A 25,262-nucleotide genomic window follows, 5' to 3' on the forward strand; every position below is an offset into this window, starting at 1 on the left:
TCCGGCGCAGTCATTACAGATGAGGCTCGGCTTCCGGAGCCGCTTTGTTCGCCCCTTTGCCTTTCTTGAGGGCGCTCCCTTTCCAAACGACCCACAGCTGCGAAGCGATGAAAAGCGAAGAGTAGACGCCGCACACGAGCCCGACAAGCAAAGCGAGGTTAAAATTGCGAATCGCCTCACTGCCGAACAGCAGCAGCGCCACAACGGTCAACAACACCGTCAAAACCGTGTTGATCGAGCGGGTAAACGTTTGCTGCAGGGCGCGGTTAACGATATGTTTCAAATCGTCAACCGTTTTTACTTTCCGTTTTTTCATCAAGTCACGGATGCGGTCAAAGGTGACGATCGTATCATTGATGGAATAGCCGATAATCGTCAATACCGCGGCGATAAACGTCAAATCGACCTCAAGCCGCGTCAAACTGAACACGGTGATGATGAAAAACGCATCGTGCAATAAAGCGATGATCGCGGCCAAGGCCATCCGCCATTCGAAGCGGATCGTCACATACAGAATGATGCCAATCGACGAGATGAGCACGGCAATGAGCGCGTTGCGCGCCAACTGCTTGCCGACGACCGGCGAAACTGTGCTGATGTTCGGCTCGTGGCCGTACGTCTCTTTGAGTTCGTTTTTGATTGCCGCAATTTCTTTTTTGTCGAGCACCCCGATTAAACGGACGACACCCGTTTTTCCGTCCGTCCCGGACAGCACGACATCCTCAGGCTTGTGGCCAAGCCGCTCAAAATAGTCGCCTAGCTCTTTCGCATCCAGCGGCTGGTTGCTCGTCACCTCAATGCGCGTACCGCTTGTGAAATCAATGCCGAGATTCAATCCGAAAGCAAAAAGGGAAATGACGCCGGCAATCGTCAATGCTCCGGAAAAAATGAAAAAGGTTTTGCTATATTTGACAAAATCCCAACGGTCGAATTTCGTCGGCACTTCGGTTTCGTCGTCGACCTTGGCGATGTTTAAGATGTCCGACTTTTTCACACCAAACCACTCGGGCTTTCGATCGAGCCAGCGGCTTGATACCAACAGCCCAAGCAGCAGCCGCGTGCCGTAAACAGCGGTGACAAAGCTGGCGACAATGCTGATGATGAGCATCGTCGCAAACCCTTTGACCGAGCTTGTCCCGTAAATGAACAGGACGGCGCCGGCGATGATCGTCGTAATATTGGCGTCAAAAATGGTCGCAAACGACCCGCGGTTGCCGGCGCGAAACGCTGACAGCATCGACTTGCCGAGCTTCAGCTCCTCCTTGATCCGCTCGTACGTAATAATGTTGGCGTCAACGGCCATCCCGACCCCTAAAATGAGGGCGGCGATCCCCGGCAGCGTCATGACCCCGTTCATCCAGTCAAACAGCAGCAAAATCAAATAAATGTACACCGATAGCGTGATCACAGCGATGAGCCCTGGAAGCCGGTAAAACCAAATCATGAACAAAAAAATCGCCGCGATGCCGATGATGCCGGCTATGACCGTTTTTTGCAAGGCGTTTTTTCCGAACTGAGCGCCGACGGAGGTCGAGTAAATTTCATGCAGTTCGACCGGCAGCGCCCCGGCATTGAGCAAGTCGGCGAGCTGTTGGGCTTCTTTCACCGTGAAATTGCCGACGATCGACACATCGGTTTGATTGAACACTTGATCGACCGACGCGGCGGAAATGAATTTCGGATCGGCTTTGCCCGCTTCTTTCCGGTAAGAATCGACCCCTTCTTTAAAATCAAGCCAAATGACTAAAATGTTGTTGGGCGGCCCCATTTTGTATACTTTTTCCGTCACTTGCCGGAATTTGTCGGCGTCTTTCAATTTCAGAGCGACGCTTGGCCGGCCGTTTTCGTCAAACGACAGCTTCGCCCCACCTTGGACGAGGTCGCTCCCATCCATCAGCACGTTGTCATTGACGTCGCGGAACGTCAATTTCGCTTGCGTGGACAAAATTTCGCGCGCCTCATTTTGGTCTTTCACCCCAGCGAGCTGAACGCGAATGCGGTTATTCCCTTCAATGTCCACACGCGGCTCGCTGACGCCAAGGACGTTGATCCGTTTGTTCAGGGCGCTGACCGTGCTTTGCAATGTTTCTTGATCGATTTTATCGCCTTTTTTCGCTGGCTTCACCTCATAGAGCACTTCGAAACCGCCTTGCAAATCCAGCCCTAGCTTAATGTTATGTAAAATTCCTTGCGTCGTCGGCCCCATCACCCCAGCAAGCAAAAGCAGGAGCAGAAAAAAGGCGACGATGCGGCTGCGTTTGATCATTCAACATCCTCCTTCGATTCGTCTTCACGCCCGGAAGCTGGCGGCCACGATCCATACAACATCGATTCCGCTTTTCATTATGAATCAGCCGGCAGGAGCTGTCAACGTTCAGCCCTTACCGATGGCGCCCCGGGTATAGCGCCGGTCAAAAGGCAGCCGCCTCCGCTCATAACAGCTCTTTTAGAACGCGCTCCAACTCATCGCCCCTCGCCGCCTGCTGATAGGACTGCCTCGTTACAAACGCCATATACTCCCCCGGCGAAAGCGACAAAATATCGCTGACAAGCTCGTGCAGCTTCTGATCTGCCAATTCGCCCTTCCATTTCCGCGTCCATAAACATTCCCACAGCCCATCGATGGTGACGTGCGTATAGCCGAGCAGCCGGAACTCCTCATATTTGCACTCGAGCGCCGGCAGGAGCTGTTCCCGCCACCGTTGTTTTTCCTCCATCTCCCATCCCCCCCTCGGTGATTGTCGCTGATCAGCCTTGTCATGCTTGGCCATAGGCCTTGCATATATTGTATAAAAGAGAAAGGCATTTGAGAAGGCAGGGGGAAAACATGTCCAAATTTTTACAAGGAACTATAATTTTAATCATTGCCGGCTTGATCACCAAAATGCTCGGTTTCATGAACCGGATCGTCGTCGCCCGGATGATTGGCGACGAGGGAGTCGGGCTGTACATGATGGCGGTGCCGACGCTTGTGTTGGCGATTACGGTGACGCAAATGGGCCTGCCGGTGGCCATCTCCAAGCTCGTCGCGGAGGCGGAAGCGGCCGGCGACCGGCAACGGGTAAAAAAAATTCTCGTCGTCTCGCTCGCGACGACCGGAGTGTTGAGCCTCCTATTCCTGCCGGCGCTCCTTGCCGCAACGCCGTGGCTTTCGCGGACGATGTTCACCGACCCGCGCATCTATTATCCGCTCCTAGCCGTCGCCCCGATCGTGCCGATCGTCGCTATTTCATCGGTGCTGCGCGGCTATTTCCAAGGGCGCCAACAAATGAAGCCGTACGCTTACTCGCTCCTGATCGAACAAATCGTCCGCATCAGCTTGATCGCCTTATGCACGAAACCGCTGTTGCCGTACGGCGTTGAATACGCTGCCGCCGGCGCCATGGCGGCTTCTGTCCTCGGCGAACTGGCAGCCTTATTGTATTTATTGTTCCTGTTTCAGCTGAAAAAATCGATCCGCCTGCGGACGAAGTTTTTTCATTCCATTCATGCCGGCAAAGACACGTTCATCCGCCTGATGCGGATCGCCCTGCCGACAACCGGCGGCCGCTTGATCGGCTCGCTTTCTTGGTTTTTTGAACCGATCGTCGTTGCCAACAGTTTGGCGCTCGCCGGCATCGCCGCCTCCGCCACCACCAAGCAATACGGCCAGCTCGTCGGCTATGCCTTGCCGTTGCTCACCTTGCCGTCGTTCATCACCTATGCGCTCGCCACCGCGCTCGTTCCGGCCATTAGCGAAGCGGTGGCCCAAAACAAACCGCTGCTCGTCCAATATCGGATCGCCCAAGCGATGCGCCTGTCGCTCGTCACCGGCGGACTGTCGGCGGTCGTTCTTTACCTTTTTGCCGAGCCGCTCATGCGATGGATGTACGGAACAGGCGAAGCAGCCATTTTTATTCAAGTGATGGCGCCGTTTTTCCTGTTTTATTATTTCCAAGGCCCGCTCCAAGCGGTGCTGCAAGGGCTTGATTTAGCCAATGTGGCGATGACGAACAGCCTCATCGGGGCGGCGGTGAAATTGGCGTGCATCTTCGTCTTGGCGTCGCGGCCGTCTTTAGGGATTATGGGAGCGGCGCTCGCCACCTCGGTGAGCACGGTGCTCGTCACCCTTCTTCATTTTGCCGCCGTCGCCAAAGCGACATCGTTCGTGGTGGACGCCCGTGACTATGTAAAGGCCGGCATCGCCATCATCGCCGCCGGCGCTGCCGGCGGGCTGCTCTTCTATCATCCGCCCGCCTCGGTGCCGCCGTCGTTTTGGACGCTGCTGGCCATGGCCGCGACCATCTTGTTGTATAGCGGCTTCCTGATCGCCTTTCAGCTCATCCGGCGCGAAGAGCTCATCTACCTTCCGGGTCTTGGATGGCTGGCGGGAAAAACAAAACGAAAATAAACGTCTAAACATGTCCGGCCGCGAATATATTGTGGTAAAACCGTTTTGTCCAAGGAGGGGTTGCGGTTGTCGCGGCTTGGCAGCGCGCTCGTATATGGGATCGCCACGATTTTCGTTTTGGCGGCATTGGTCAGTTTTGTCGTTTCGCTGCTGCTTAAATGGACCGACATTCATGAATCCTCGCTGACATGGCTCGTTTTTGCCGCCTCGATGATCTCAATGTTTCTCGGCGGCGTCGTCGCCGGGGGAAAAAGCCAAGAAAAAGGATGGCTCGCCGGCGGGCTGACCAGCGTAGGCTTTACGTCGATCATCTTTTTGTTTCAGTTCCTCGGCATCGAAAAACCGTTTACCGCCGAACAATGGCTGTATCATCTCGCTTTCCTTGCCGCCTCCGCTCTCGGTGGCATCGTCGGCGTCAACTTGTCACCGTCACGCCGCGAGCGGGCGTAAACGAAAAACAGCGGCTGCTTCGAACGAAACAGCCGCTGTTTTCATGGCAGGGTAGCAGCGGATGGGGCTTTTTTTACGCCTTGTTTTCCGCCACGACTTCCCGAACCGCGGTGCGGTCGAACGTGAGCCGCGTGCCGTCGCCAGCGCGAACGATGATTTTATCCTCATCGACCGAGTCGATGATGCCGTGCAAGCCGCCAATCGTAACGATTTTATCGCCTTTTTTCAAACTCGCCTGCATTTGCTGGATGGCGCGCTGCCGTTTTTGCTGCGGGCGAATGAGCAAAAAGTAGAAAATCACAAAAAACAGCACGATCGGCAACAAATTGGCAATCGCTGCGTTCATTCCGTTTCCCTCCTTTCCGATGGCTAAAAGTTTTTTGCATTCGGCTTATTGAAGCCGTAGCGTTCGAAAAATTCCTCTCGGAAATCGGCGAGCCGATCTTCGCGGATCGCTTGTCTCACCTGCTCCATCAATTTTATCAAAAAATAGACGTTATGGTAAGACGTGAGGCGAATCCCAAATGTTTCATCACATTTGATAAGATGGCGGATGTACGCGCGCGTATAGTTCCGGCACGTGTAGCAATCGCAGTTCGGATCGAGCGGCGAGAAATCGCGGGCGTACTGGGCGTTTTTGATCACCACCCGCCCTTCGCTCGTCATCACGGTGCCGTTGCGGCCGATGCGCGTCGGCAGCACGCAGTCAAACATATCGATGCCGCGGATCGCCCCGTCGATGAGCGAATCGGGTGAACCGACGCCCATTAAATAACGAGGCTTGTCCGCCGGCAAAAGCGGCGTCGTAAACTCGAGCACTCGATTCATGACCTCTTTCGGCTCGCCGACCGACAGTCCGCCGACCGCATAGCCAGGGAAGTCGAGCGACACTAAATCGCGGGCGCTTTGCCGGCGCAAGTCCTCATATTCACCGCCTTGGACGATGCCAAACAGCCCTTGCTCGTTCGGACGGCGATGCGCCTGTAAACAGCGTTCCGCCCAACGGCTCGTCCGTTCGACCGACTGTTTCATATACTCGTATGTCGCCGGATACGGCGGACATTCGTCAAACGCCATGATGATGTCAGCGCCGAGCGCATTTTGAATTTCCGTCGCTTTTTCCGGCGATAAAAACAGCTTGTCGCCGTTTAAATGGTTGCGGAAATAGACGCCCTCTTCTTCGATGCGGCGAAATTCACTCAAACTAAACACTTGGAATCCGCCGGAGTCCGTCAAAATGCCGCGATCCCAGTTCATAAACGCGTGCAAGCCGCCCGCTTCCGCCACAATGTCATGCCCCGGCCGCAGCCAAAGATGATACGTGTTGCTTAAAATGACGCCGGCTCCCATTTCCTTCAGCTCTTCCGGCGCCAGCGTCTTGACCGTCGCCAGCGTGCCGACCGGCATAAACATCGGCGTTTCAAACGAGCCGTGCGGCGTATGGAGCATGCCAAGGCGTGCGCCCGTCTGCCGGCACGTTTTGATCAGTTCAAAGCGGATCGGTATCGTCAACGTGTGGCTCTCCTTTCTCAAATGATGAGCATCGCATCGCCGAAGCTGAAAAAGCGGTACCGCTCTTGGACCGCCACTTCATACGCGTGCAAAATATGTTCGCGCCCAGCGAGCGCGCTCACGAGCATGATGAGCGTCGATTTCGGCAGATGAAAGTTCGTCACCAGCCCATCGATACCTTTGAACTCGTAGCCCGGATAGATGAAAATGTCGGTCCAGCCGCTTTCCGCGACAAACCGGCCGTTATGTTTGCCGGCGATCGTCTCGAGCGTCCGTGTCGACGTCGTGCCGACGGCGATGATGCGGCCGCCCTGCTCCCGAACGCGGTTTAACGTCTCCGCTGTTTCTTCGCTCATTTGGTAAAACTCGGCGTGCATATCGTGCTTTTCGACGTCGTCCACTTGCACCGGCCGGAACGTGCCAAGGCCGACATGAAGCGTAATGAAGACGATTTGCACCCCTTTTTCGCGAATGGCATCAAGCAGCTCTTCGGTAAAATGCAAGCCGGCGGTCGGCGCCGCCGCCGAGCCGATTTCGCGGGCGTAAACCGTCTGATACCGCTCCGGATCGTCAAGTTTTTCTTTAATATAGGGCGGCAGCGGCATTTCACCGAGCTCCGCCAGCACTTCATAAAACAAGCCGTCATATGAAAACTCGAGCACCCGTCCTCCGTGTTCGAGCGTATCAAGGCAAACCGCCTCCAGTTTTCCGCCCCCAAAAGTGAGCTTCGTCCCCGGTTTGACCCGTTTGCCCGGCTTGACGAGCGTTTCCCACCGGTCGCCACCAAGCTGCTTTAAGAGCAGCACTTCAACCGTTCCGCCCGTTTCCGCTTTTTCCCCATAAAGACGCGCCGGCATGACGCGCGTATCATTTAAGACGAGACAATCGCCCGGATTCAAGTACGAAATCATGTTGCGAAACGTTTCATGGCGAATGGCGCCGGTGCGTTTATCAAGCACCATCAGCCTCGACGCCGCCCGGTCTGGAAGCGGCGTTTGCGCGATCAATTCTTCCGGCAAATGAAAATCAAACAGCTCGACTTTCATGATGTTCCCCTTCCTTCAGCGAAATCGTCCGAGCACATAAAAAAGCAACGACAGCACCACACTGAGCAATAAGGACGTCACGATCGGAAAATAAAACGTCATATTCCCTTTGCGAATGACAATATCCCCCGGCAGGCGGCCGAGTTTGATAAACTGCATAACAAACCCGACAATGATCAGCACGGCGCCAATTGTCATAATCAACTTCGGCAAGCTGTTCACTGCTTCGGAACCTCCATTCCTAAGTGGGCGTAGGCGGCCGGCGTCACCATACGTCCGCGCGGCGTCCGCTGCAAGAGGCCGATTTGCAGTAAATACGGCTCATACACTTCTTCGATCGTTTGCGCTTCTTCGCCAATCACCGCGGCGATCGTCTCGAGGCCAACCGGACCGCCGGCGAATTTTTCAATCATGGCCGTCAACAGCTTATGGTCAATGTGATCGAGCCCGAGCCGGTCGACTTGCAGCCGCTCAAGCGCTTCAACGGCCAACGGAAGCGAAATTTCCGCCTCCCCACGCACTTGGGCGAAATCGCGAACGCGGCGAAGCAAGCGATTGGCGATGCGCGGCGTGCCGCGCGCCCGGCGAGCGAGCTCAAACGCGGCTTCACGGGCGACAGCCATATGCAAAAGCGCCGCCGTTCGTTCAACGATTTGCACGAGCTCATCGACGCGGTAATATTCCAAGCGGCTGATGACGCCAAACCGGTCGCGCAGCGGAGCCGATAGCGCCCCCGCCCTTGTGGTCGCCCCGACGAGCGTAAACGGGGGCAAGTCAAGGCGGAGCGAACGCGCATCCGGCCCTTTGCCGATCGTAATATCGAGGCAATAATCTTCCATGGCCGGATAGAGCACTTCTTCCACCGGGCGCGGCAAGCGGTGAATTTCATCAATAAACAACACATCGCCCGGCTCAAGGGAAGCGAGCAGCGCCGCCAAATCGCCGGGCCGCTCGAGCGCCGGCCCCGACGTCGCCCGCAGCTTAACCCCCATTTCGTTGGCGATCACGGCAGCGAGCGTCGTTTTTCCAAGCCCCGGCGGCCCATACAGCAACACATGGTCAAGCGTCTCCTGACGCAGCTTGGCCGCCTCAATAAACACTTTTAAATTTTCCTTGACTTGATTTTGGCCGATGTACTCCTGCAACGACTGCGGCCGCAGGCTCGGCTCGAACGCTGCTTCCCCTCCTAACACCGCGCCGGATACGAGCCGTTCGTCCACCGGTCATCCCTCCCTTTCGATCATCCGCCTCGCTGTCGCGCTTCGTTCCACCCAAACAAACAAGAGCGCCTTTGGAGGCAGCTGTCGCACTCATTTCAACAACATAGCCAACGCTCGTTTCACGTACTCCTCTGTCGACAGCTGCTCAAGGCCGAGCGCTGGAACGATCTTTTCAATTTCCCGCTCCGCATAGCCGAGCGCCTTCAGTGCGGCCACCGCCTCGGCAAGCGCCTCGGAGCGCAACGCGGAGGCGCGCGCGGCCGAAGACGCCGGGAACGTCCCCAGCTTTCCTTTCAGATCCAAAATCATTTGTCGGGCCGTCTTTTTTCCGACCCCCGGAAACTTGCACAAAAAGGCTTCATTTTCCTCTTCAATCGCCCGCACCACCTCGTCCGGGCGCCCGGCCGCCAAAATGGCGAGACCGCCCTTCGGACCGATGCCCGACACTTGCAAAAGCTTGGCGAACAACCGGCGTTCCTCGCGCGTTAGAAAGCCGTATAGGGCGCGCACATCTTCGCGAACGTATTCGTATGTATAGACCGTCACCAGCTTGTCGCGGCTTTCCTGAAAAGCAAATGGGTTCGGCGTAAACACCTCATAGCCGATGCCCTGATGGTCAATGACGATATACTCGGGACAGACATAATCGATATACCCGCGGATGAACTCGATCAAGGCGATGCTCCTCCCCTTCTCTTGCTTTTCCATTGTATCATACGACAGAGGATCGCAAAAGGGAACAGCGGCAAACGGATGACAAAAGGAAATCCCGCAATGCTTGTTGGCACGGCGGGATCGATGCACAATGGGAAAGCAAAGCGGGCGCAAAACCCATCCTCTTGAGGGAAAACTATGGCGCAACAAAGATGAGAGAGGGGGAAGCGCTTTATTGGGCAACCGCAAAATGGCGATACAGCTCAATCACTTGTTCATACCGTTCTTTGGAGAGGACGCGAATTCCTTGCCGCAACCTTTCCTGCTGGCGGCTTTCGAGTTTTTTCACATCAATCTGAAAAAACGACTGAATAATCGGGCTGGACCGCCCCGGCCTGCCATTGAAAATGGATAACGTGCCATCGTCAGTGATGCCAAAATAGCCGTTCGCTTTCAAGAGCGGAGAAATGTCGTTGACCGTTTTCCGAAACACGATCGTCCGGTCATCGAGATCAACCAGCTGCCAATCGCGGTACTTTTTCCAGATGTTCGTCAATGAATCAACCGTCTCCGTCTTTTTCTCCTCGCTGATTTCCCCGTCCAAATAGTGCTGCTGCAAGACGATCGTCATGCTGACAGGGGCGGAGGACGCCCGCTGGCCCGGCAGCACAAGAGCGACGGTTAACAGCAGGATGGAAAGAATTCGCATCGCCTGTTCCTCTCTTCCCAGATGATGATTCGTTTGCATCATTAGTTTCGCCGGCAGGCGCCATTTTATTCCTGCCGCGCTCAGCTTTTTTGCAAAGCGAGCTGCTGGCGGTCCAAAAAGTGGGGCGGGTATTCGAGCCAGCGGCGCTCGATCATCATATTGGCTCCATCTTCTGTGAACGCGCCCGCTTTGGCGATCAAGCTGGCATACAACGCGATAATATCGCGCCTTAGGCTCACCGCCATCGCCGCTCCGTATTCGGCCGTGCCAATGACGGACAGCGCGTTAATCACCGCCATCATCAGCTGATCGGAAAACGGCGGCTTCGTGGAATCGGTGACCGTCACATCCGGAGACATGACCGCCGGCACGTTGCTTTCCCGCAACACGTCATGAACGGTGTTCATAATATCGGAACAGACGCGCACTCCGCGCAGGAAAAAGTTGCGGATTTCCGGGTCAACAGCCACTTGGGCAAATCCGGTCAGCGTTGCTTTGCCGAGTTCGTTGTTGCGCGCTGTCGTAAACAAGTGCGCCACCTCAATCGCAAGCAGCGGGCGGCGCGGGCCGAACCAGCCCGTCAAAAAGCGCTGCTTTTCAATAAACTCGGCCTGTTTCGGATACACCATATACGGCGGGCGAATGTACACTCCTTTTTCCAAAAGAACATGACGGGTGCGGTCGTTTAACGTCACGGCTTCATTTAAAAACGCGCGGAACAAATCGGCGATATCTTGGCGCGACGCTAAAGCGATTGCTCCGCTGTGCGAAGCGATGCCAAACTTCGTCATATGATACATGTACTCTAAGTAGAAGATGTCGCTAAACAGTTTCGGGGCGCCGGAATAAACATGCTTCTCAACCGGATAGCCGACCGGCTTGGCGATGCCTTCGGCGGCAAACAGCTGCTCAATGGCGCGCAAATGCCCGTTGGCAACGTTCAACATTTCATCAATGAGCGGACGAATTTCATCATCGGTCACCGTTTCGGCAAAATGCGTCAACAAACAAGCGACAATACTGTCATTGACATACGTGCTCCAAAGATTGGAAATTTCTGCACTCGTTAACGAAGTCACATTTCCTTCCATCAGCGTAGCACCTCCTTATTCCCCGTTATTATGTTTCATCCTTTTTTGGTGTATGCCACACGGACAAAAAAATCCGCCGGCCTCTTCACCGACGGAGTTACGCTTCATCAAGCACCGATTCATCTAAATTATGGTAGATGTCTTGCACATCGTCATCGTCTTCAAGCGTATCGATCAGCTTCAGCATTTTTTTCAATTCATCGCCGGATAAGGTGGTGTACGTTTGCGGGATCATCGTGATTTCGGCGCTCGCAAACGTGAATCCTTGCTGTTCGAGCTGTTCTTTCACTGCCTCAAACGACTCGGGCGCCGTATAGACTTCAAACGACTCGTCCGTCGTTTCCATCTCCTCGGCCCCTGCTTCAATCGCCAGCAGCAGCAGCTCGTCTTCGTCTATATCGTGCTCCCCGCGGTCGATCACGAGCAAGCCTTTTCGTTCAAACAAATACGAAACGCAGCCCGTTTCCCCCAAGTTCCCGCCGTTTTTGGAAAAGGCGGCACGCACGTTGGCGGCGGTGCGGTTCTTGTTATCGGTAAGGCAGACGACCATGACGGCAACGCCGCCCGGCCCATACCCTTCGTAGCGAATTTCTTCGTAGTGAGTATGCTCTTGGTTTCCGGTCGCTTTTTTAATCGCCCGTTCAATGTTTTCGCTCGGCATGTTGGCGGCCTTCGCCTTTTCGATCACAAGGCGCAGGCTCGGATTGGCTGCTGGATCGCCCCCGCCGTTTTTAGCGGCCACGTAAATTTCTTTGGCCAATTTCATAAACAGTTTGCCCCGCTTGGCATCTTGGGCATTTTTCCGCCGTTGGATATTTTTCCACTTCGAATGTCCAGCCATCGATAGCTTCTCCTCTCATCACAACGGAATGTTCCGATACTTACTATACCAGAAAACAAGGAAAATGTCAGCCGAGCCCAGCGAGAAAGCCGAATGGCCCGGCACTCAACCGCCTCATTTCGCCTAGGAGGCTGGGGAAAAGCGGTTGTTTGTCTTGAACAATGGGAGCGTGCGAAAGGCGATCTTGATGCGACAGGGCTTTTCGATTTGAGAAACGAGGTTGATAAGCAGCCTGCTCCGTTAAATGGGGCTGACCCAAAAGGCGATCTCCCCTCAGAAGCCGGTGATTTACTCGTGGATACGGCTTTGCCATCTCATTTCTCAACTAGAAAAACCTTGTTGCATGGATCCTAATTTTCAGGCGTTTCCCCATTGATGAAGGGAAGCAGCGGTTGTTCACCGGCCTTCTCAAGAAAGCCCCAACTCGTGTGGCAGGGAAGCGGCTAGTGCTTCTATATAGCGATGAGAGAGGGTGTCCCAGTCGTTTTGGGACACCCTCTCGATCGTTCAGCTTGACCGTCTCGTTCGCACTATCGCGTATTTTCCGGCCGTTCTTGAATCGTATCGCCGATAAAAATGGTGCGCAAGTCGCGGTCAATTTCCTCTCGGTTCACCGGACCGCCGTGGCGAATCGTGTTGTCGATCGAACGAACGCGATGGTACATGCTTGGGTTGGACGTGACGCGCACCCGCTTGCCGCCGGCATGCGGAGCAACCGCTTGGGCGACGCGCTGTTCAACGCGCTCCGGATGGCGGTCGGCGGTCGTGATCGCGATCAATGCTTGGCCGCCGTACACCACCACGCGAGCATCCTTCACCCCGCTGACCGCTGCGGCCCGGCGAGAGAGCTGTTCGGCCAAGCGGCCGTCATACGTTCGATAGTAGGACGGATGCGGGTCGACGTTTAGCGAGTGTAAATGCCCGTGGTAATTGTAATCGCCATCGCCAAAATCGACATCGGGCGGAAGAGCCGGCACGTCCGTGTCAAAGCGGGTCGCCGCCGGTCCGCCAAGACGGCCGCCATCCGTCAAATAGTCGGTCGCCGGCCCGCGCCGCGTCCATAGATACCGGTTGTCGTAGTTGAGCGCGTTCGTGCCATAGCGGCCGTAGCGAAAATCATCGCTCCGTTCCGTCGAGTAATAGCCGATTGGCCTTGCGCTGTCATTGTAGCGTTGTGCGCCTTCATTTCCTTCCTGATCATTGGCGCATGAAGCGAGCAAGCCGGCCGCTGACAGCGCAGCGAGCCATTTGACCGCTTGTCTCAATGGAAAACCCCCCTTGGTTTCCTAAGCCCCGGGCTGGCCACAAACCAGCCTTACGTTTAGCTTGTGGAAAAAGGGGAGGCGTTATCGCTGTCAGTTTCCGCCAAGATCGGCAGACCATCAACGAACGGCATCTTGAGCAGGCGTTATGGCAACCCGTTCCGTGAAAAGCGCTGTTTCTTCCATCATGGGCGGCCTATGCGTTATCGCTGTCCGTTCCCGCCAGCCGCCATTCATCCCATCTACTCTTTGGGCTTTGCCCTGCCCATTCCTTGAGATGGAACACTTCTGTCGAAAATGACGTTAAAACTTCGGCGGCGCTATAGCGAGCTGCCGTTTATGATGCGAACGTTCGTGCAGCTGTTCAATAATGTTCCGGTCCCGCTCTGGGATGTCTTCTCCTTTCAAATATTTGTCAATCATTTCATATGTCGTGCCCATCTCGCTTTCGTCCGTCTGTCCTTCCCATAATCCGGCGCTCGGTGCTTTTGTGATGATTTCTTCGGGAACGCCGAGCACGCGAGCCATTTCCCGCACTTCGCCTTTGGTGAAATGAATGAGCGGCACTAAATCGACCCCGCCATCCCCGTATTTCGTGAAGTAGCCGGTATGCCATTCGGCGGCGTTGTCCGTGCCGACGACAAGATAACCGTAGTTGTTGGCAACCGCGTACAACGTCGTCATGCGCAGGCGCGCCCTCGTGTTCGCATCGCCGAGGCGCGCTTTCTCCTCATTCCACTCCCCGCGGGCTTTCAGTTCGGCTTCCACGGCGCCGAACAGCGCCTTATGCGCCTCGGTCAAATCGATGACCAAATGGCGAATTCCGCAGCTTTCCACCACTTTCAGCGCATCTTCCATGTCTTTTGGATGGCTTTTGCACGGCATGATCAAGCCGAGCGAATCGTCCGGAAAGGCTCGCCGAATCAAATGGGCGACGACCGCCGAGTCAATGCCGCCGCTGATGCCGACAACCGCCCCGTTCAGACCGGCCGCTGCGACTTGTTCCCGCAGCCATTGCACAAGCTTGTCAATCGTTTCTTGCATTCACCTTCGACCCCTTTTCCATCGATTTCATTCCACATGTTTTATTCTAGCATAGCGCACAGGCGGCGGACAAACCGCTCCCGCTTTTCCCTGTCGATCGCCAAGCGGCGGCGGCGTTCGACGGCCGGCCGCCACTCCCGAAAGATGTCAGCCGGGAAAAGGAGGGCATGCAAAAACCAGCGCTTTTCCAGCCAGTGGCGGAGCGGAGCGAAACGAGCGAGCGCTGAGTACGACCAGCCGATGTGCGGCAACAAGCGGTTGGCATATTGCCAATAATCCAGCCCGGGCGAAGCCATAGCGGCGGCATCATAGTCAATGAGCCATAAATGGCCGGCAGAACACAAAAAATTATGCGGAGCGACATCGCCGTGAATGATCGCCACCGGCTCCGCCGCCAACTCGGCGGCATGCTCGGCGCACGTTGCCAAACAATCGCGCGCCCAGCGCCGCACAAACAAAATGTCTTCCTTTTCCATGATGGTTTCAATGAGCGGCAAGTGGCGGCAAAACTCATCATAGCGGCGGCGCCATTTTTCATACAGATGCAGGCGCGGCAGTGCGCCGGCCGCTCGCTCCGTCCGAACAATGAGCGCAGTCGCCGCATGGTAGTGCCGCAAAAGAGAGAGGCCGGCGGCGGCAGCGCGTCCATCGGCGAGCGAAAGCGGGCGCCCGTCCTTTACGTACTCCATCAGCAGCCAATAGCTCCCGCCCGCTTCCACCACGCCTCCGCAGCCGATCGGCGCGAGAGCGGGAGCGGCCAAAAACCCGGCGCGCCGCAAAGCCGAAAGCAGCCATGCTTGCCGCCAAGCGGCCGCAAACGAACGATACGCTTTGGCCACCCACGTCCCTTGCCGGGCGGCGATGGCGATCACGTGCGGTTTCAATGCCACCGCCTGCTGAATGTCAAGACGGAAGCGGCGCTCAAGAAGAAAAAAGAGACGGCGGGCAGCGTCTCTTTCCATTCCGTTATTCGTTATCGCCATGTTCGCTCTCCTCATCCGGCGGCTCGCCAAACAAACGCGGGCCAGCCTCCGCAGGCCAAAACGGCGGCGCCGATCCAGGTGGGTTGGCCGGGTAACCACCTCCAGGCCACTGAAGCACAGGCGCAGTTGGCGGCAGCGCATACCCATACGGAGCGGACGGAATGTATCCTCCGTAATACGGCGCCGGCGCATAAATGGGCATATAGCCCAATGGCGGATAGCCGGACGGCGGCGCGTACGTTGCCGGTGCGCCATAAACGGGCGCCATCGAGGCAGGATGAACGTAACCGGCGCCGATCGGCGAGGGGAATGGAGGGGCACCGTGCCCGACCGGCGGCAGAGCTGCCGATTCATCGCTGCTTTCTTGAATTCCAGGAAACGGCGCCGAACTGCTTTCCGGGCTGTCGGCAGCGGCCAGCGATGAATATGGAATAGGCGGCGCTGTCGGCAGCGGCGGGGCATAATATCCCGCTCCCGGCCAGACCGGAACCGTCGGCACGTATCCTTGATTCGCTCCAAACGTCGGCGGAACGAACGGAGCGTTAGGAAGATGGGGCAGCGGCGGCGCCTCATCGCTTTCTTCCGCCTTCCATTCGTTCGGGCTTTCGCCGTTCTCCTCTTTCATGACGTCCGGCAAAATGTTGCTCGGCTTCGGCGGGAGCGGCGGCGCCGCAGCCCAAGACTGGGCAAACGAAAGAGGAGGCGGCGGCGTCACCGGAGGAATGGTGTGCACGAGCGGAGGCGCAGAGGCCTTTGCCTCGGCTTTCGCTGTTTCTTTTTTCTCCTCGACCGGTTCCACCGCGGCGGGATTGGCCGCTTTGTCCGCTTGCTTCGGCGCCGGCGCTTCGTTGACGGCCGCGGGCGCTTCGTTCACCGGAACGTTAGGGAGCTCATTAACGGGAGCGGCCGCCGCTTGATTTGCCTTCGCATTCGGTGCTTGGCCGATCGGCATGCCGGATCCTGTTTTCGCTCCGGCGTTCGCTTCGTTGACCGCCTGTTTTGCTTTGTCAACCGGGGCGGTCGGCATGTTGTTCGCTGCTTTCGGGGCGGTCGGCAGTTCGTTCGCCATTTTTGGCGCAGCCGGCATGTTGTTCGCCGCTTTCGCTGGAGCTGGCGTTTCGTTTGCCGCTTTTGGTGCAGGCGGCATTTCATTGGCCGGTTTCGGCGCCACTGACATGTTGTTTGTCGGGTTCGCTGCGGCCGGCGTTTGATTGGCGGCTGGCGCTTCTCCAATAGCGGCGTTGGGAGCCGAGCCGAATTCCGCTTCAAGGTCAATGGAAACAAACGGTTTCGCTTCGGTGTACGGGTGTTCTTTCACCTCGATTTTTTTGGGCGGCGCCGTCGTCTTCGCCCCTTTTTTGACCGGAACGCCGGCCGTTGGCACTTTGATTTTCATGCCAGGCATGATGAGATTCGGATCGCTTAGGTGGCCATTTATTTTTTTCAATTGTTCAAAATCGACTCCATATTTTTGAGCGATTTTCCAAAGGGTGTCTCCCTTCTGAACAATATGGATTTTCACTCCGTTCCCCTCCTAAACCGAGACTGTCGGTGCTCGCTCGAACCATTGCTTGTTTCCGGCTAGTGTCTTTCAACACAATGTATGAGCGGAATGAACGATTTATGATAAAAAAATCCCTAGCCGAACGGAAAAGCTCCCGTTCAGCTAGGGAAAGTGAAAGATGCTTCGTCGCAATCGGACGGGTACCTCTTTCTTGCTGATTTTCGCGCCCCATGCCTCGTACGTCGTCGCAAACGGACTGGGCCCCTCCCGTTGCTATAAACGTACCAGCTGTTTCTGTTACCTTATCGTGAAAATCTCCCAAGGTTTCTCTAATTGAAAAGAGATCGAATCAGCATATTTTGCACGAAATCACTAGCCTTCTAGGAGACCGGTGATTTAAGGGGGCAAGCCGCTGATCAAGACCGTTTCTTAAATAGAAAAGCCTTGTCGCATCAGGATCACCTTTCAAACGATCCCTCATTGCTCAAAAGAAACAACCGTTTTTCACCGACCTTCTAGTTTCACCGACCTTCTAGGCAAGCGCCAGCATCCGCTGCAGCGCTGTTTTCGCCTCAAAAGCGACATGTTCAGGAACGGTGATCCGGTTGACGATCGTTCCTTGTTCGAGCGATTCGAGCGCCCACACGAAATGCGGCAAGTCGATGCGGTTCATCGTCAAACATGGGCACATATAGGGGTTGAGGGAAACGATTTCCTTGTCCGGATGCTCTTGTTTCAACCGGTTGACCAAGTTCATTTCCGTGCCGATCGCCCATTGGCTTCCGGGTGGAGCGTTCCGGATCGTGTCAATAATGTATTTCGTGGAGCCGGCATCATCGGCCTGCTGAACGACTTCAAAGCGGCACTCCGGGTGAACGATGATTTTCATGTCCGGCTTCGTGCGGCGAATGAACGCGATTTGCTCGACCGTGAAATTTTCATGAACAGAGCAATGCCCTTTCCAAAGAATGACCTTCACGCGCTCAAGCGCGCCGGTGCATTGCAGCGTCTCTTCGTGCGGGTCCCAGACCGCCATCTCATCCAGACCGATTCCGAGCGCATACGCCGTATTTCTTCCCAAATGTTGATCAGGCAAAAAGAAAACCCTCTCTTTTTGGGAAAACGCCCACTCCATCATGCGTTTGGCGTTCGATGAGGTGACGGTCGCCCCGCCATGCCGGCCGACAAACGCTTTAATGGCCGCCGTCGAGTTGACGTATACAAGCGGAACGATCGTTTCGCCCAAGCGCTCGTTTAGCGCCGCCCAAGCCCGCTCGACTTGAAACAGATCGGCCATGTCGGCCATGGAACAGCCGGCGCGCAAATCCGGCAAAATGACCGCCTGCGCCGCGCTCGTTAACATATCGGCCGTTTCCGCCATGAAATGGACGCCGCAAAACACGATGTAATCGGCCTTGCTGTTTTTCGCCGCGAGCCTTGCAAGCTGAAGCGAATCACCGGTGGCATCGGCGAATTGAATCACTTCATCTTTTTGATAATGATGGCCCGGAATGAACAAGCGCCGACCAAGTCGTTCTTTGACGGCGCGAGCGCGCGCTTCCAGCTCATCCTTTTCCATCATTTTATATTTTTCCGGCATTTCATCCATACGTTTCAACTGTTCAAGTACGTTCATCCATTCTCCCCCCATTATTGCAAAGAAAAACTAATATCGAGCGCCGCGGCGGAGTGGGTCAAAAAACCGAGGGAAATATAATCGACTCCGGTTGCGCCATACGCCGCGACGTTGGCGAGTGTAATGCCGCCGGACGCTTCGGTGACGATCGGCTTTGGCACGAGCGGAACAAACGCTTTCACTTCCTCAGGCGTTCGATTGTCAAACATGATCACATCCGCCCCCGCCGCGACCGCCTCAAGCACTTCCGCTTCCGTCTCCGTTTCCACTTCGATTTTCACCATATGGCCAAGCCGCTCCCGCACCGTTTTCACCGCGGCGGCAATCGACCCATAAAACGCGATATGATTGTCTTTAATCATCACGCCGTCATACAAGCCGAAGCGGTGGTTGTAGCCACCGCCGCAAGTGACCGCGTATTTTTCCAGCATGCGCAGCCCCGGCGTTGTTTTTCTTGTGTCACAAATGCGGGTGCGGCTATCCCCGAGGCGATCGACCGCCTGCCGCGTCACTGTCGCGATGCCGCTTAGACGCTGGAGCAGATTTAAAATGACCCGCTCCCCGGATAACAGCGACCGCACCGGTCCAGAAACGGAGGCGATCGGTTCGCCGGCGGAAACCCGTTCACCGTCTCTTTTGATCACCGATACGTCAATTTGCGGATCGAGCAGCCGATAACCGGCAGAAATGATGTCAACCCCGGCCAAAACGCCGGCCGCTTTCGCTGTAAACACGCCGGCGGCCCGTTCATGGGCTGGAAAGAGAAGATCGCTCGTCAAATCGCCATCGCCCATATCCTCAAGAAAAAAGTGCCGCAGCAGCTGTTCAAGTTTCAATCGGTTCATCGTTCATCCTTCCTTCGTTGTCTTTTTTCGCCTACCGTCCGGCCGCTTGCCACGCCCATTCCTCACGGGTCCGCACGAGGCGCCGCCCCTGCCAAGCACGGTCTTCGTACGGCACATCGCTCCGGTAATGGCTGCCGCGGCTTTCCGGGCGGCGCAGCGCGGATGAGGCCACAAGCCAGCCGGCAAGCAGCATATACCCTGTTTCAATCTGCTCGGCCGTCAACGGTTCGATGTCGCCATCTAACCAATCGGACAACGAAAACTGTTCCAACCAGCCTACGGCGGCGCGCAGCCGCTCGCCATCGCGAACGATGCCAACCTCTGTCGACAGCCGCTCGCAAAGGCGCGTCCGCTCCGGTAGCGACGGGGCAAACGGACGCCGGCGGTCGGGCCGCCGCACCGCTTGGCGCATCGCTTCAGGCCAGCCGATGCCGCGCCGGATGGCCTGCGCCACCCGATTGCCAAAGACGATCGCTTCCAACAGCGAGTTGCTCGCTAGGCGGTTGGCGCCATGCACGCCGGTGCAGGCGGCTTCCCCAACAGCGTACAAGCCCGGAACCGTCGTCTGTCCCCACTCATTGACCACGATACCGCCCATCAAAAAATGGGCGCCCGGAACGACCGGCAGACGGCCGTCTTCAAGGCGGACGCCATGCGCATCGCACAGCGCGGCAATCGTCGGAAAGCGGCGGCGGAAATTGGAAACGGCAGCAATGTTCAGCACCACGCGGCCGCCCCGATCGAGCTCGGCCGCAATGGCGCGGGCGACGACATCGCGCGGGGCTAAATCGCCAAGCGGATGAACGCCCTCCATCAGCCGGCGCCCATCTTCCGTTTCCAGCACCGCTCCTTCGCCGCGCACCGCTTCAGAAATGAGCCCGACCGTTTTTCCATCGACCGCCAGCATCGTCGGATGAAACTGGACGAACTCCATGTCCGCGACCGCGGCGCCGGCCCGATACGCCATCGCGATGCCGTCCCCGACCGCGGTCGGAGCGTTCGACGTCAACGCGTACAACCCGGCGCAGCCGCCGGTCGCCACAATGACCGCTTCCGCCGCCCAAGCCGAAACGACACCGTCGCTTCGCTTTGTTTTCACGCCGACGCAGCGGCCGTTTTCGATCACCAAGTCAATGACTTGTTCACCTTCCGCGATCCGCGCGTCCACTTGCCGCCGCAAAAACTCCACGAGCGCCCGCCCGGTTCGATCGCCGCCGGCATGCAAAATGCGGCGGCGGCTATGCCCGCCCTCTAGACCGAAACAAAGCCGGCCAGATTCATCGCGGTCAAACTCCAGCCCGGCGCTGATCCAAGCTTGCAGCCGCTGCGGCCCCTCGCGGACAAGGAGCTCGACGATGCGTTCATCATTATGGAAGCGGCCAGCCGCCATCGTATCGCGGAGATGGGCGTGCCAGTCATCCGCTTCCGCCAGCGCCGCCGCCACTCCCCCTTGCGCCCGCCATGAATTGCTGTCGGTCAGCCCTTTTTTTGTGAAAATGGTCACATTTCTTTGCCGTTGTAAACCGTAGGCTGCGGTTAAAGCCGCCAATCCGCTGCCAACAATGATTATGCCGGCTTCTTTCACCTTGCAGCCCCCTTTCTTTTTAACTGTCTTGACATCTATATTTACACATATTTAAACTAATGGCAAGATATTTGTTCAAAAAAGAAAAGGCGGGAGAACGATGATTTATTTGGATTATGCCGCAACGACGCCGATGTGCAAGGAAGCCGTCGCCGCTTATGCGGAAGCGGCAACCGTTTATTTTGGCAATGAAAGCAGCCTCCACGATATCGGCACTACCGCACGGAAGCTGCTCACGTTATGCCGGCGCGAGCTCGCCCTTATGATCAACGGCGAGGCGGAAGGGGTGTACTTTACTAGCGGCGGGACGGAAGCGAACGTGCTGGCCGTCCGTTCGCTCATCGCCGCCCACCGCCGGAAGGGAACCCATTTGATTACGACCGAGATCGAACACGCCTCGCTGCACCATTTATTCAAGCAATTGGAAGCGGAAGGATACAAGGTGACGTACTTGCCAGTGGACCGCTATGGGCGCATTCGCCTCACCGATTTGGAGCGGGCCGTGACGCCAGAGACCATCCTCGCTTCCATCCAGCACGCCAACTCGGAAATCGGCACGATCCAGCCGCTCGCCGACATCGGCCGTCTCCTGCGGGCGCGCGGCGTCCTTTTTCATAGCGACTGTGTGCAAACTTTTGCTAAAATACAGCTAGATGTCAAAGCGATGGCGATCGACAGCCTCTCGGTTTCCGCGCATAAAGTGTACGGCCCCAAAGGCGTCGGCGCTGTCTACATCGACCCGCGCCGCCACTGGAAGCCCGTCTTCCCAGGGGCGACGCACGAATCAGGGTTTCGTCCGGGAACGGTCAATGTGCCGGGCATCGCCGCGTTCCTGACAGCGGCGAAACGCCTTTATGAGCGGATGGAAAGCGAGCAACTCCGTTTCGAACAGCTGCGGAACCGCCTTCTGGACGCCATCGCCGCCAAACGGCTGCCGGTGGCCGTCGAAGGCCATCGTGACGCTCGGCTCGCCCATATCGTCGGGTTATCGGTCAACGGCTTGGAAGGCCAGTTTGTCATGTTGGAATGCAATCGCGCCGGGATTGCCATTTCGACCGGCAGCGCCTGCCAAGTAGGATTGCAAGCGCCATCGCGGACGATGATAGCCGTCGGAAAAACACCGGAAGAAGCAAGGCAGTTCATTCGCGTTTCCTTCGGCACCGCCACGACGGAAGCGGACATTGACCGCTTCGTTTCCGTTTTGGAACGGCTAATCTCAGCAGGAAAGGGGGCGAACCATGGATGAAAGAGGAGAAGAAAGTTTTCGGGGAAGCGCGGCGCCAACTTATTTTGCAATGGCTGAAAGAAAGCGAGGCGCCGCTCACCGGGGCGGAATTGGCGGCCAAAACCAACGTCAGCCGCCAGGTGATCGTTCAAGACATTTCCTTGCTTAAAGCGCGCAATGAGCCGATTATCGCCACAAGTCAAGGCTATTTGTATTTAAAGCCGGCGGCGCCGGCCAAAACGTATACGAGAACGATCGCCTGCTTCCATACGCCAGAACAGACGAAAGAAGAGCTATACCTCCTTGTCGATTGCGGAGTGACTGTCAAGGACGTCAAAATCGAGCATCCGGTGTACGGCGATTTGACGGCGTCCATCATGGTCAGCAACCGCTTCGAGGTCGATCAATTCATCGCCAAAATCAACGCGACCAAATCGGCTTATTTGCTCCAACTGACCGATGGAACGCATTTGCATACGATCGAAGCCGATGCGACGGAAAAGCTTGATGCCGCCTGCCGCGCCTTAAAACAGGCTGGCTTTCTCATTGAAGCATAAAGCGACAAAACGGGTGTCCCCATCGCGAACAAGGACACCCTTTTGCTCCTTTATCCAACGAAGTAATACGGATAGCTGCCCAACAGCTGCACGGTGCAACCGAGCGCTTCGATTTCCGCCATCGCTCCCGGGATGAGAACGTCATCCTTCGGCGCATCGATGTCAATGATAAAAAAATAGTTGCCAAGCCCGGTTTTCGCCGGGCGCGATTCGATTTTCGTCAAATTGAGCCGCCGCCAAGCGAACGCCGACAATACTTGATGAAGGGCGCCGGGCTGGTCTTTCGGGAGCATGACGACGATGGTCGTCTTGTCGCCGGCGTAAAGCGGCGACCGGAGCGAAAGCGGTTCATTGCGCCGGCTGACAACGATAAAGCGCGTATGATTGGAATCGTAATCATGAATGTTTTCTTGGGCGATGACAAGACCGTATTCATCCGCCGCCAGCCGGTTGGCGATCGCCGCCGCCGGCAAGTACGGGTGCTCGCTCACCCATCTCGCCGCCGCGCTCGTCGAGGTAACGTGCACGTGCTTCGCCTCTTTGAGCACCGTATGCAAAAACTTGCGGCATTGCGCCATGGCGTGCGGATGGGAATACACTTCTTTCACTTCGCGCCAATGCGGAGCGTAATACGGGTGAACGAGCAAATGCTGCTCGATCGGCACGACGACCTCGCCGATAATCGGCAACGGCTGTTCATGAATTAAATAGTCGAGCGTTAAATTGACCGACCCTTCCAACGCATTTTCCAGCGGCACAACGGCCGCTTCAATTTCTCCGGCTGCCGCGGCGTCGATGCAGTCAGGAATCGTATCATACGGCGCCCGCGGCGATGACGGAAAAAGCGCGGCCGCCGCCGCTTCCGTAAATGTCGCTTTCGGTCCTAAATAGCCAATTTTCATCTCCATTTGCCTCTCCCTTTGCCTTAATACACTCCCGAACCGACAATTTCTACTTTTTCGACAAATTCAAGCTGCCGCAATTTCGCTAGGAGCTCATCGATCTCCTCGTTCATCTCGTTCGTGCTGACGGAGAGCGTCACGTTCGCCCGCCCTTGCAGCGGGATCGTCTGGTGGATCGTCAGCACGTTGCAACCGGCAGCCGCTACGACGCCAAGCAATTGGGAAAGCGTTCCAGAGCGATCTTCCAAATGAAAGAACAAGGTGACAATGTTTTCTTTCGTCACGGCTTGAAACGGAAAAATGGCGTCGCGGTATTTATAAAAGACGCCGCGGCTGATGTTCACAAGCTGCGCCGCCTCGGCGACCGAGGCGGCTTTTTTTCGCTCGAGCAGCTGTTTGGCTTGCACGACTTTTTTCATCGCTTCCGGCAGAACGTCTTCGCGCACTAAATAAAACTTTTTCTCCACCGCACGTTCCCCCGCTTTTACCGTTCATCCCAGTCGTCGACGAACTCGAACTCATAATCGAGCAAGCGGACGGTGTCTCCGTCTTTCGCCCCGCGCTCGCGCAGCGCGTCATCGACACCCATGGTCCGCAGTTGACGGGCGAAGCGGCGCACCGATTCTTCGCGGGAAAAATCGGTCATCTTAAACAGCTTTTCGATTTTCTCGCCCGACAAACGAAACGCCCCATCGCTGTCACGAGTGATGACAAACGGCGCCTCTTCCTTTTCATATTTATACACGACCCGCTGCACGGCCGGCTCGTTCGTTTCATGCAGCGGAAATTCCGGCGTTGCCTCCAGCAAGTCGGCGATGGCAAACAGCAGCTCGCGCACCCCTTGCCTTGTCGCCGCAGAAATCGGAAACACCGGCACCGCCGCGCCGACTTTTTCTCTGAAACGGCGCAAGTTTTCTTCAGCGTTCGGCATGTCCATTTTGTTGGCGGCGACGATTTGCGGCCGCTCGGTCAAGCGCAAGTTGTATTGCCTGAGCTCCTCATTGATGACGAGGTAGTCATCGTACGGGTCGCGCCCTTCGACCGCCGCCATGTCGATGACGTGAACGATGACGCGCGTCCGCTCGATATGGCGCAAAAACTGATGCCCTAAGCCGACCCCTTGATGAGCGCCTTCGATTAAGCCGGGCAGATCGGCCATGACAAAGCTGCGGCCGTCTTCCGTTTCGACGACGCCCAAATTCGGGGCGAGCGTCGTAAAATGATACTCGGCGATTTTCGGCCGAGCCGCGGAGACGACCGACAGCAGCGTCGATTTGCCGACGCTTGGAAACCCGACAAGCCCGACATCGGCCAGCAGTTTCAACTCCAAAATGACGTTCCGCTCCTCGCCCGGTTCGCCGTTTTCCGCGATTTCCGGCGCCGGGTTGGCGGCGGTGGCAAACCGGGTGTTGCCGCGTCCGCCGCGCCCGCCTTTGGCCACGACAAACCGCTGCCCCGCTTCGGTCAAATCGGCGAGCACTTCGTTCGTATCGGCGTCGATGACGACCGTGCCGGGCGGCACTTTGACGAGCAAGTCTTCGGCATTTTTCCCGTGCTGATTTTTCGACATGCCGTTCTCACCGCGCGGCGCTTTAAAATGGCGCTGGTAGCGGAAGTCCATCAGCGTGCGCAGCCCTTCATCAACGACCAATACGACATCGCCGCCTTTGCCGCCGTCCCCGCCAGCCGGCCCGCCTTTCGGGACGTATTTTTCCCGGCGGAACGCGACCATGCCGTTGCCGCCGTCCCCGCCTTTCACATAAATTTTCACCTGATCGACAAACATCGTTGTTCCTCCGCTTCGCT

25 protein-coding genes are annotated in these 25,262 nt (G+C 56.5%); 4 read left to right on the forward strand and 21 right to left on the reverse strand.

What is annotated here, in order from left to right; genetic code table 11:
• Positions 1-13: 13 nt before the first annotated feature.
• Positions 14-2,266, reverse strand: a complete 2,253-nt coding sequence (secDF, locus tag GC56T2_RS12620; protein WP_144975639.1) for a protein translocase subunit SecDF — start codon at positions 2,264-2,266, stop codon at positions 14-16.
• 166 nt (positions 2,267-2,432) lie between these two features.
• Positions 2,433-2,717, reverse strand: coding sequence for a post-transcriptional regulator (locus tag GC56T2_RS12625; RefSeq protein WP_144975641.1), 285 nt, complete (start codon positions 2,715-2,717; stop codon positions 2,433-2,435).
• Between the two features lie 110 nt (positions 2,718-2,827).
• Here GC56T2_RS12625 and spoVB point away from each other — a divergent pair, with 110 nt between their 5' ends.
• Positions 2,828-4,390, forward strand: coding sequence for a stage V sporulation protein B (spoVB, locus tag GC56T2_RS12630; RefSeq protein WP_144975643.1), 1,563 nt, complete (start codon positions 2,828-2,830; stop codon positions 4,388-4,390).
• A 66-nt stretch (positions 4,391-4,456) separates the two neighbouring features.
• Positions 4,457-4,840 (forward strand): TIGR04086 family membrane protein, encoded by a 384-nt coding sequence (locus GC56T2_RS12635; RefSeq protein WP_144975645.1) that lies wholly within the window; start codon positions 4,457-4,459, stop codon positions 4,838-4,840.
• Between the two features lie 73 nt (positions 4,841-4,913).
• Here GC56T2_RS12635 and yajC read toward each other — a convergent pair whose 3' ends face one another.
• From yajC to nadB, 16 genes are all read right to left on the reverse strand, one after another.
• Entirely contained in the window at positions 4,914-5,186 is a 273-nt protein-coding gene (gene yajC / locus GC56T2_RS12640; RefSeq protein ID WP_144975647.1) for a preprotein translocase subunit YajC, read from the reverse strand.
• 23 nt (positions 5,187-5,209) lie between these two features.
• Positions 5,210-6,352 (reverse strand): tRNA guanosine(34) transglycosylase Tgt, encoded by a 1,143-nt coding sequence (tgt, locus tag GC56T2_RS12645; protein ID WP_144975649.1) that lies wholly within the window; start codon positions 6,350-6,352, stop codon positions 5,210-5,212.
• Between the two features lie 17 nt (positions 6,353-6,369).
• Positions 6,370-7,398, reverse strand: a complete 1,029-nt coding sequence (queA, locus tag GC56T2_RS12650; RefSeq protein WP_144975651.1) for a tRNA preQ1(34) S-adenosylmethionine ribosyltransferase-isomerase QueA — start codon at positions 7,396-7,398, stop codon at positions 6,370-6,372.
• Between the two features lie 15 nt (positions 7,399-7,413).
• The gene (locus GC56T2_RS12655; RefSeq protein ID WP_081916988.1) at positions 7,414-7,620 is read right to left on the reverse strand and encodes a DUF2905 domain-containing protein; all 207 of its coding nucleotides are present in this window, start codon (positions 7,618-7,620) and stop codon (positions 7,414-7,416) included.
• The gene (gene ruvB, locus GC56T2_RS12660; RefSeq protein WP_144975653.1) at positions 7,617-8,618 is read right to left on the reverse strand and encodes a Holliday junction branch migration DNA helicase RuvB; all 1,002 of its coding nucleotides are present in this window, start codon (positions 8,616-8,618) and stop codon (positions 7,617-7,619) included. The genes GC56T2_RS12655 and ruvB overlap by 4 nt, the downstream gene beginning before the upstream one ends.
• Before the next feature lie 90 nt (positions 8,619-8,708).
• The gene (gene ruvA / locus GC56T2_RS12665) at positions 8,709-9,293 is read right to left on the reverse strand and encodes a Holliday junction branch migration protein RuvA (RefSeq protein WP_144975655.1); all 585 of its coding nucleotides are present in this window, start codon (positions 9,291-9,293) and stop codon (positions 8,709-8,711) included.
• 211 nt (positions 9,294-9,504) lie between these two features.
• Positions 9,505-9,981: an intercompartmental signaling factor BofC gene (locus tag GC56T2_RS12670; protein ID WP_033844217.1), complete on the reverse strand. Its 477-nt coding sequence runs from the start codon at positions 9,979-9,981 to the stop codon at positions 9,505-9,507.
• Between the two features lie 80 nt (positions 9,982-10,061).
• Positions 10,062-11,072 carry a DUF3231 family protein gene (locus tag GC56T2_RS12675; RefSeq protein WP_255516084.1) on the reverse strand — a complete coding sequence of 337 codons (1,011 nt, stop codon included), beginning with the start codon at positions 11,070-11,072 and terminating at the stop codon, positions 10,062-10,064.
• A gap of 97 nt (positions 11,073-11,169) precedes the next feature.
• Entirely contained in the window at positions 11,170-11,913 is a 744-nt protein-coding gene (locus GC56T2_RS12680) for a YebC/PmpR family DNA-binding transcriptional regulator (RefSeq protein WP_144975659.1), read from the reverse strand.
• A 530-nt stretch (positions 11,914-12,443) separates the two neighbouring features.
• The gene (locus tag GC56T2_RS12685; protein WP_144975661.1) at positions 12,444-13,178 is read right to left on the reverse strand and encodes a YhcN/YlaJ family sporulation lipoprotein; all 735 of its coding nucleotides are present in this window, start codon (positions 13,176-13,178) and stop codon (positions 12,444-12,446) included.
• A gap of 300 nt (positions 13,179-13,478) precedes the next feature.
• Positions 13,479-14,219: an NAD(+) synthase gene (gene nadE / locus GC56T2_RS12690; protein ID WP_144975663.1), complete on the reverse strand. Its 741-nt coding sequence runs from the start codon at positions 14,217-14,219 to the stop codon at positions 13,479-13,481.
• A gap of 41 nt (positions 14,220-14,260) precedes the next feature.
• Positions 14,261-15,202 carry a protein kinase family protein gene (locus GC56T2_RS12695; RefSeq protein ID WP_144975665.1) on the reverse strand — a complete coding sequence of 314 codons (942 nt, stop codon included), beginning with the start codon at positions 15,200-15,202 and terminating at the stop codon, positions 14,261-14,263.
• Positions 15,186-16,724 carry a SafA/ExsA family spore coat assembly protein gene (gene safA, locus GC56T2_RS12700; RefSeq protein WP_144975667.1) on the reverse strand — a complete coding sequence of 513 codons (1,539 nt, stop codon included), beginning with the start codon at positions 16,722-16,724 and terminating at the stop codon, positions 15,186-15,188. Before safA ends, GC56T2_RS12695 begins: the two co-directional genes overlap by 17 nt.
• Positions 16,725-17,238: 514 nt before the next feature.
• Positions 17,239-18,342, reverse strand: a complete 1,104-nt coding sequence (nadA, locus tag GC56T2_RS12705) for a quinolinate synthase NadA (protein WP_144975669.1) — start codon at positions 18,340-18,342, stop codon at positions 17,239-17,241.
• Positions 18,343-18,356: 14 nt separating this feature from the next.
• Positions 18,357-19,187 carry a carboxylating nicotinate-nucleotide diphosphorylase gene (gene nadC / locus GC56T2_RS12710; RefSeq protein WP_144975671.1) on the reverse strand — a complete coding sequence of 277 codons (831 nt, stop codon included), beginning with the start codon at positions 19,185-19,187 and terminating at the stop codon, positions 18,357-18,359.
• Between the two features lie 31 nt (positions 19,188-19,218).
• Positions 19,219-20,772 (reverse strand): L-aspartate oxidase, encoded by a 1,554-nt coding sequence (gene nadB, locus GC56T2_RS12715; protein ID WP_144975673.1) that lies wholly within the window; start codon positions 20,770-20,772, stop codon positions 19,219-19,221.
• Positions 20,773-20,872: 100 nt separating this feature from the next.
• On the opposite strand from nadB, the gene GC56T2_RS12720 reads away from it, so the two are divergent.
• Entirely contained in the window at positions 20,873-22,018 is a 1,146-nt protein-coding gene (locus tag GC56T2_RS12720) for an IscS subfamily cysteine desulfurase (protein ID WP_144975675.1), read from the forward strand.
• Positions 22,015-22,554, forward strand: a complete 540-nt coding sequence (locus GC56T2_RS12725; RefSeq protein ID WP_144975677.1) for a transcription repressor NadR — start codon at positions 22,015-22,017, stop codon at positions 22,552-22,554. The genes GC56T2_RS12720 and GC56T2_RS12725 overlap by 4 nt, the downstream gene beginning before the upstream one ends.
• Positions 22,555-22,604: 50 nt before the next feature.
• Here GC56T2_RS12725 and pheA read toward each other — a convergent pair whose 3' ends face one another.
• The 3 genes from pheA to obgE are packed head-to-tail and all read right to left on the reverse strand — an operon-like array spanning position 22,605 to position 25,242.
• On the reverse strand, positions 22,605-23,456 hold the full coding sequence (pheA, locus tag GC56T2_RS12730) for a prephenate dehydratase (protein WP_144977329.1): 852 nt from the start codon (positions 23,454-23,456) through the stop codon (positions 22,605-22,607).
• Positions 23,457-23,479: 23 nt separating this feature from the next.
• Positions 23,480-23,923: an ACT domain-containing protein gene (locus GC56T2_RS12735; RefSeq protein ID WP_033020242.1), complete on the reverse strand. Its 444-nt coding sequence runs from the start codon at positions 23,921-23,923 to the stop codon at positions 23,480-23,482.
• 17 nt (positions 23,924-23,940) lie between these two features.
• Positions 23,941-25,242 (reverse strand): GTPase ObgE, encoded by a 1,302-nt coding sequence (gene obgE, locus GC56T2_RS12740; protein ID WP_144975678.1) that lies wholly within the window; start codon positions 25,240-25,242, stop codon positions 23,941-23,943.
• Between the last annotated feature and the right edge of the window lie 20 nt (positions 25,243-25,262).

Source organism: Geobacillus sp. C56-T2 (assembly GCF_007829715.1).
In the GTDB taxonomy this organism is placed as follows: Bacteria; Bacillota; Bacilli; order Bacillales; family Anoxybacillaceae; genus Geobacillus; species Geobacillus icigianus.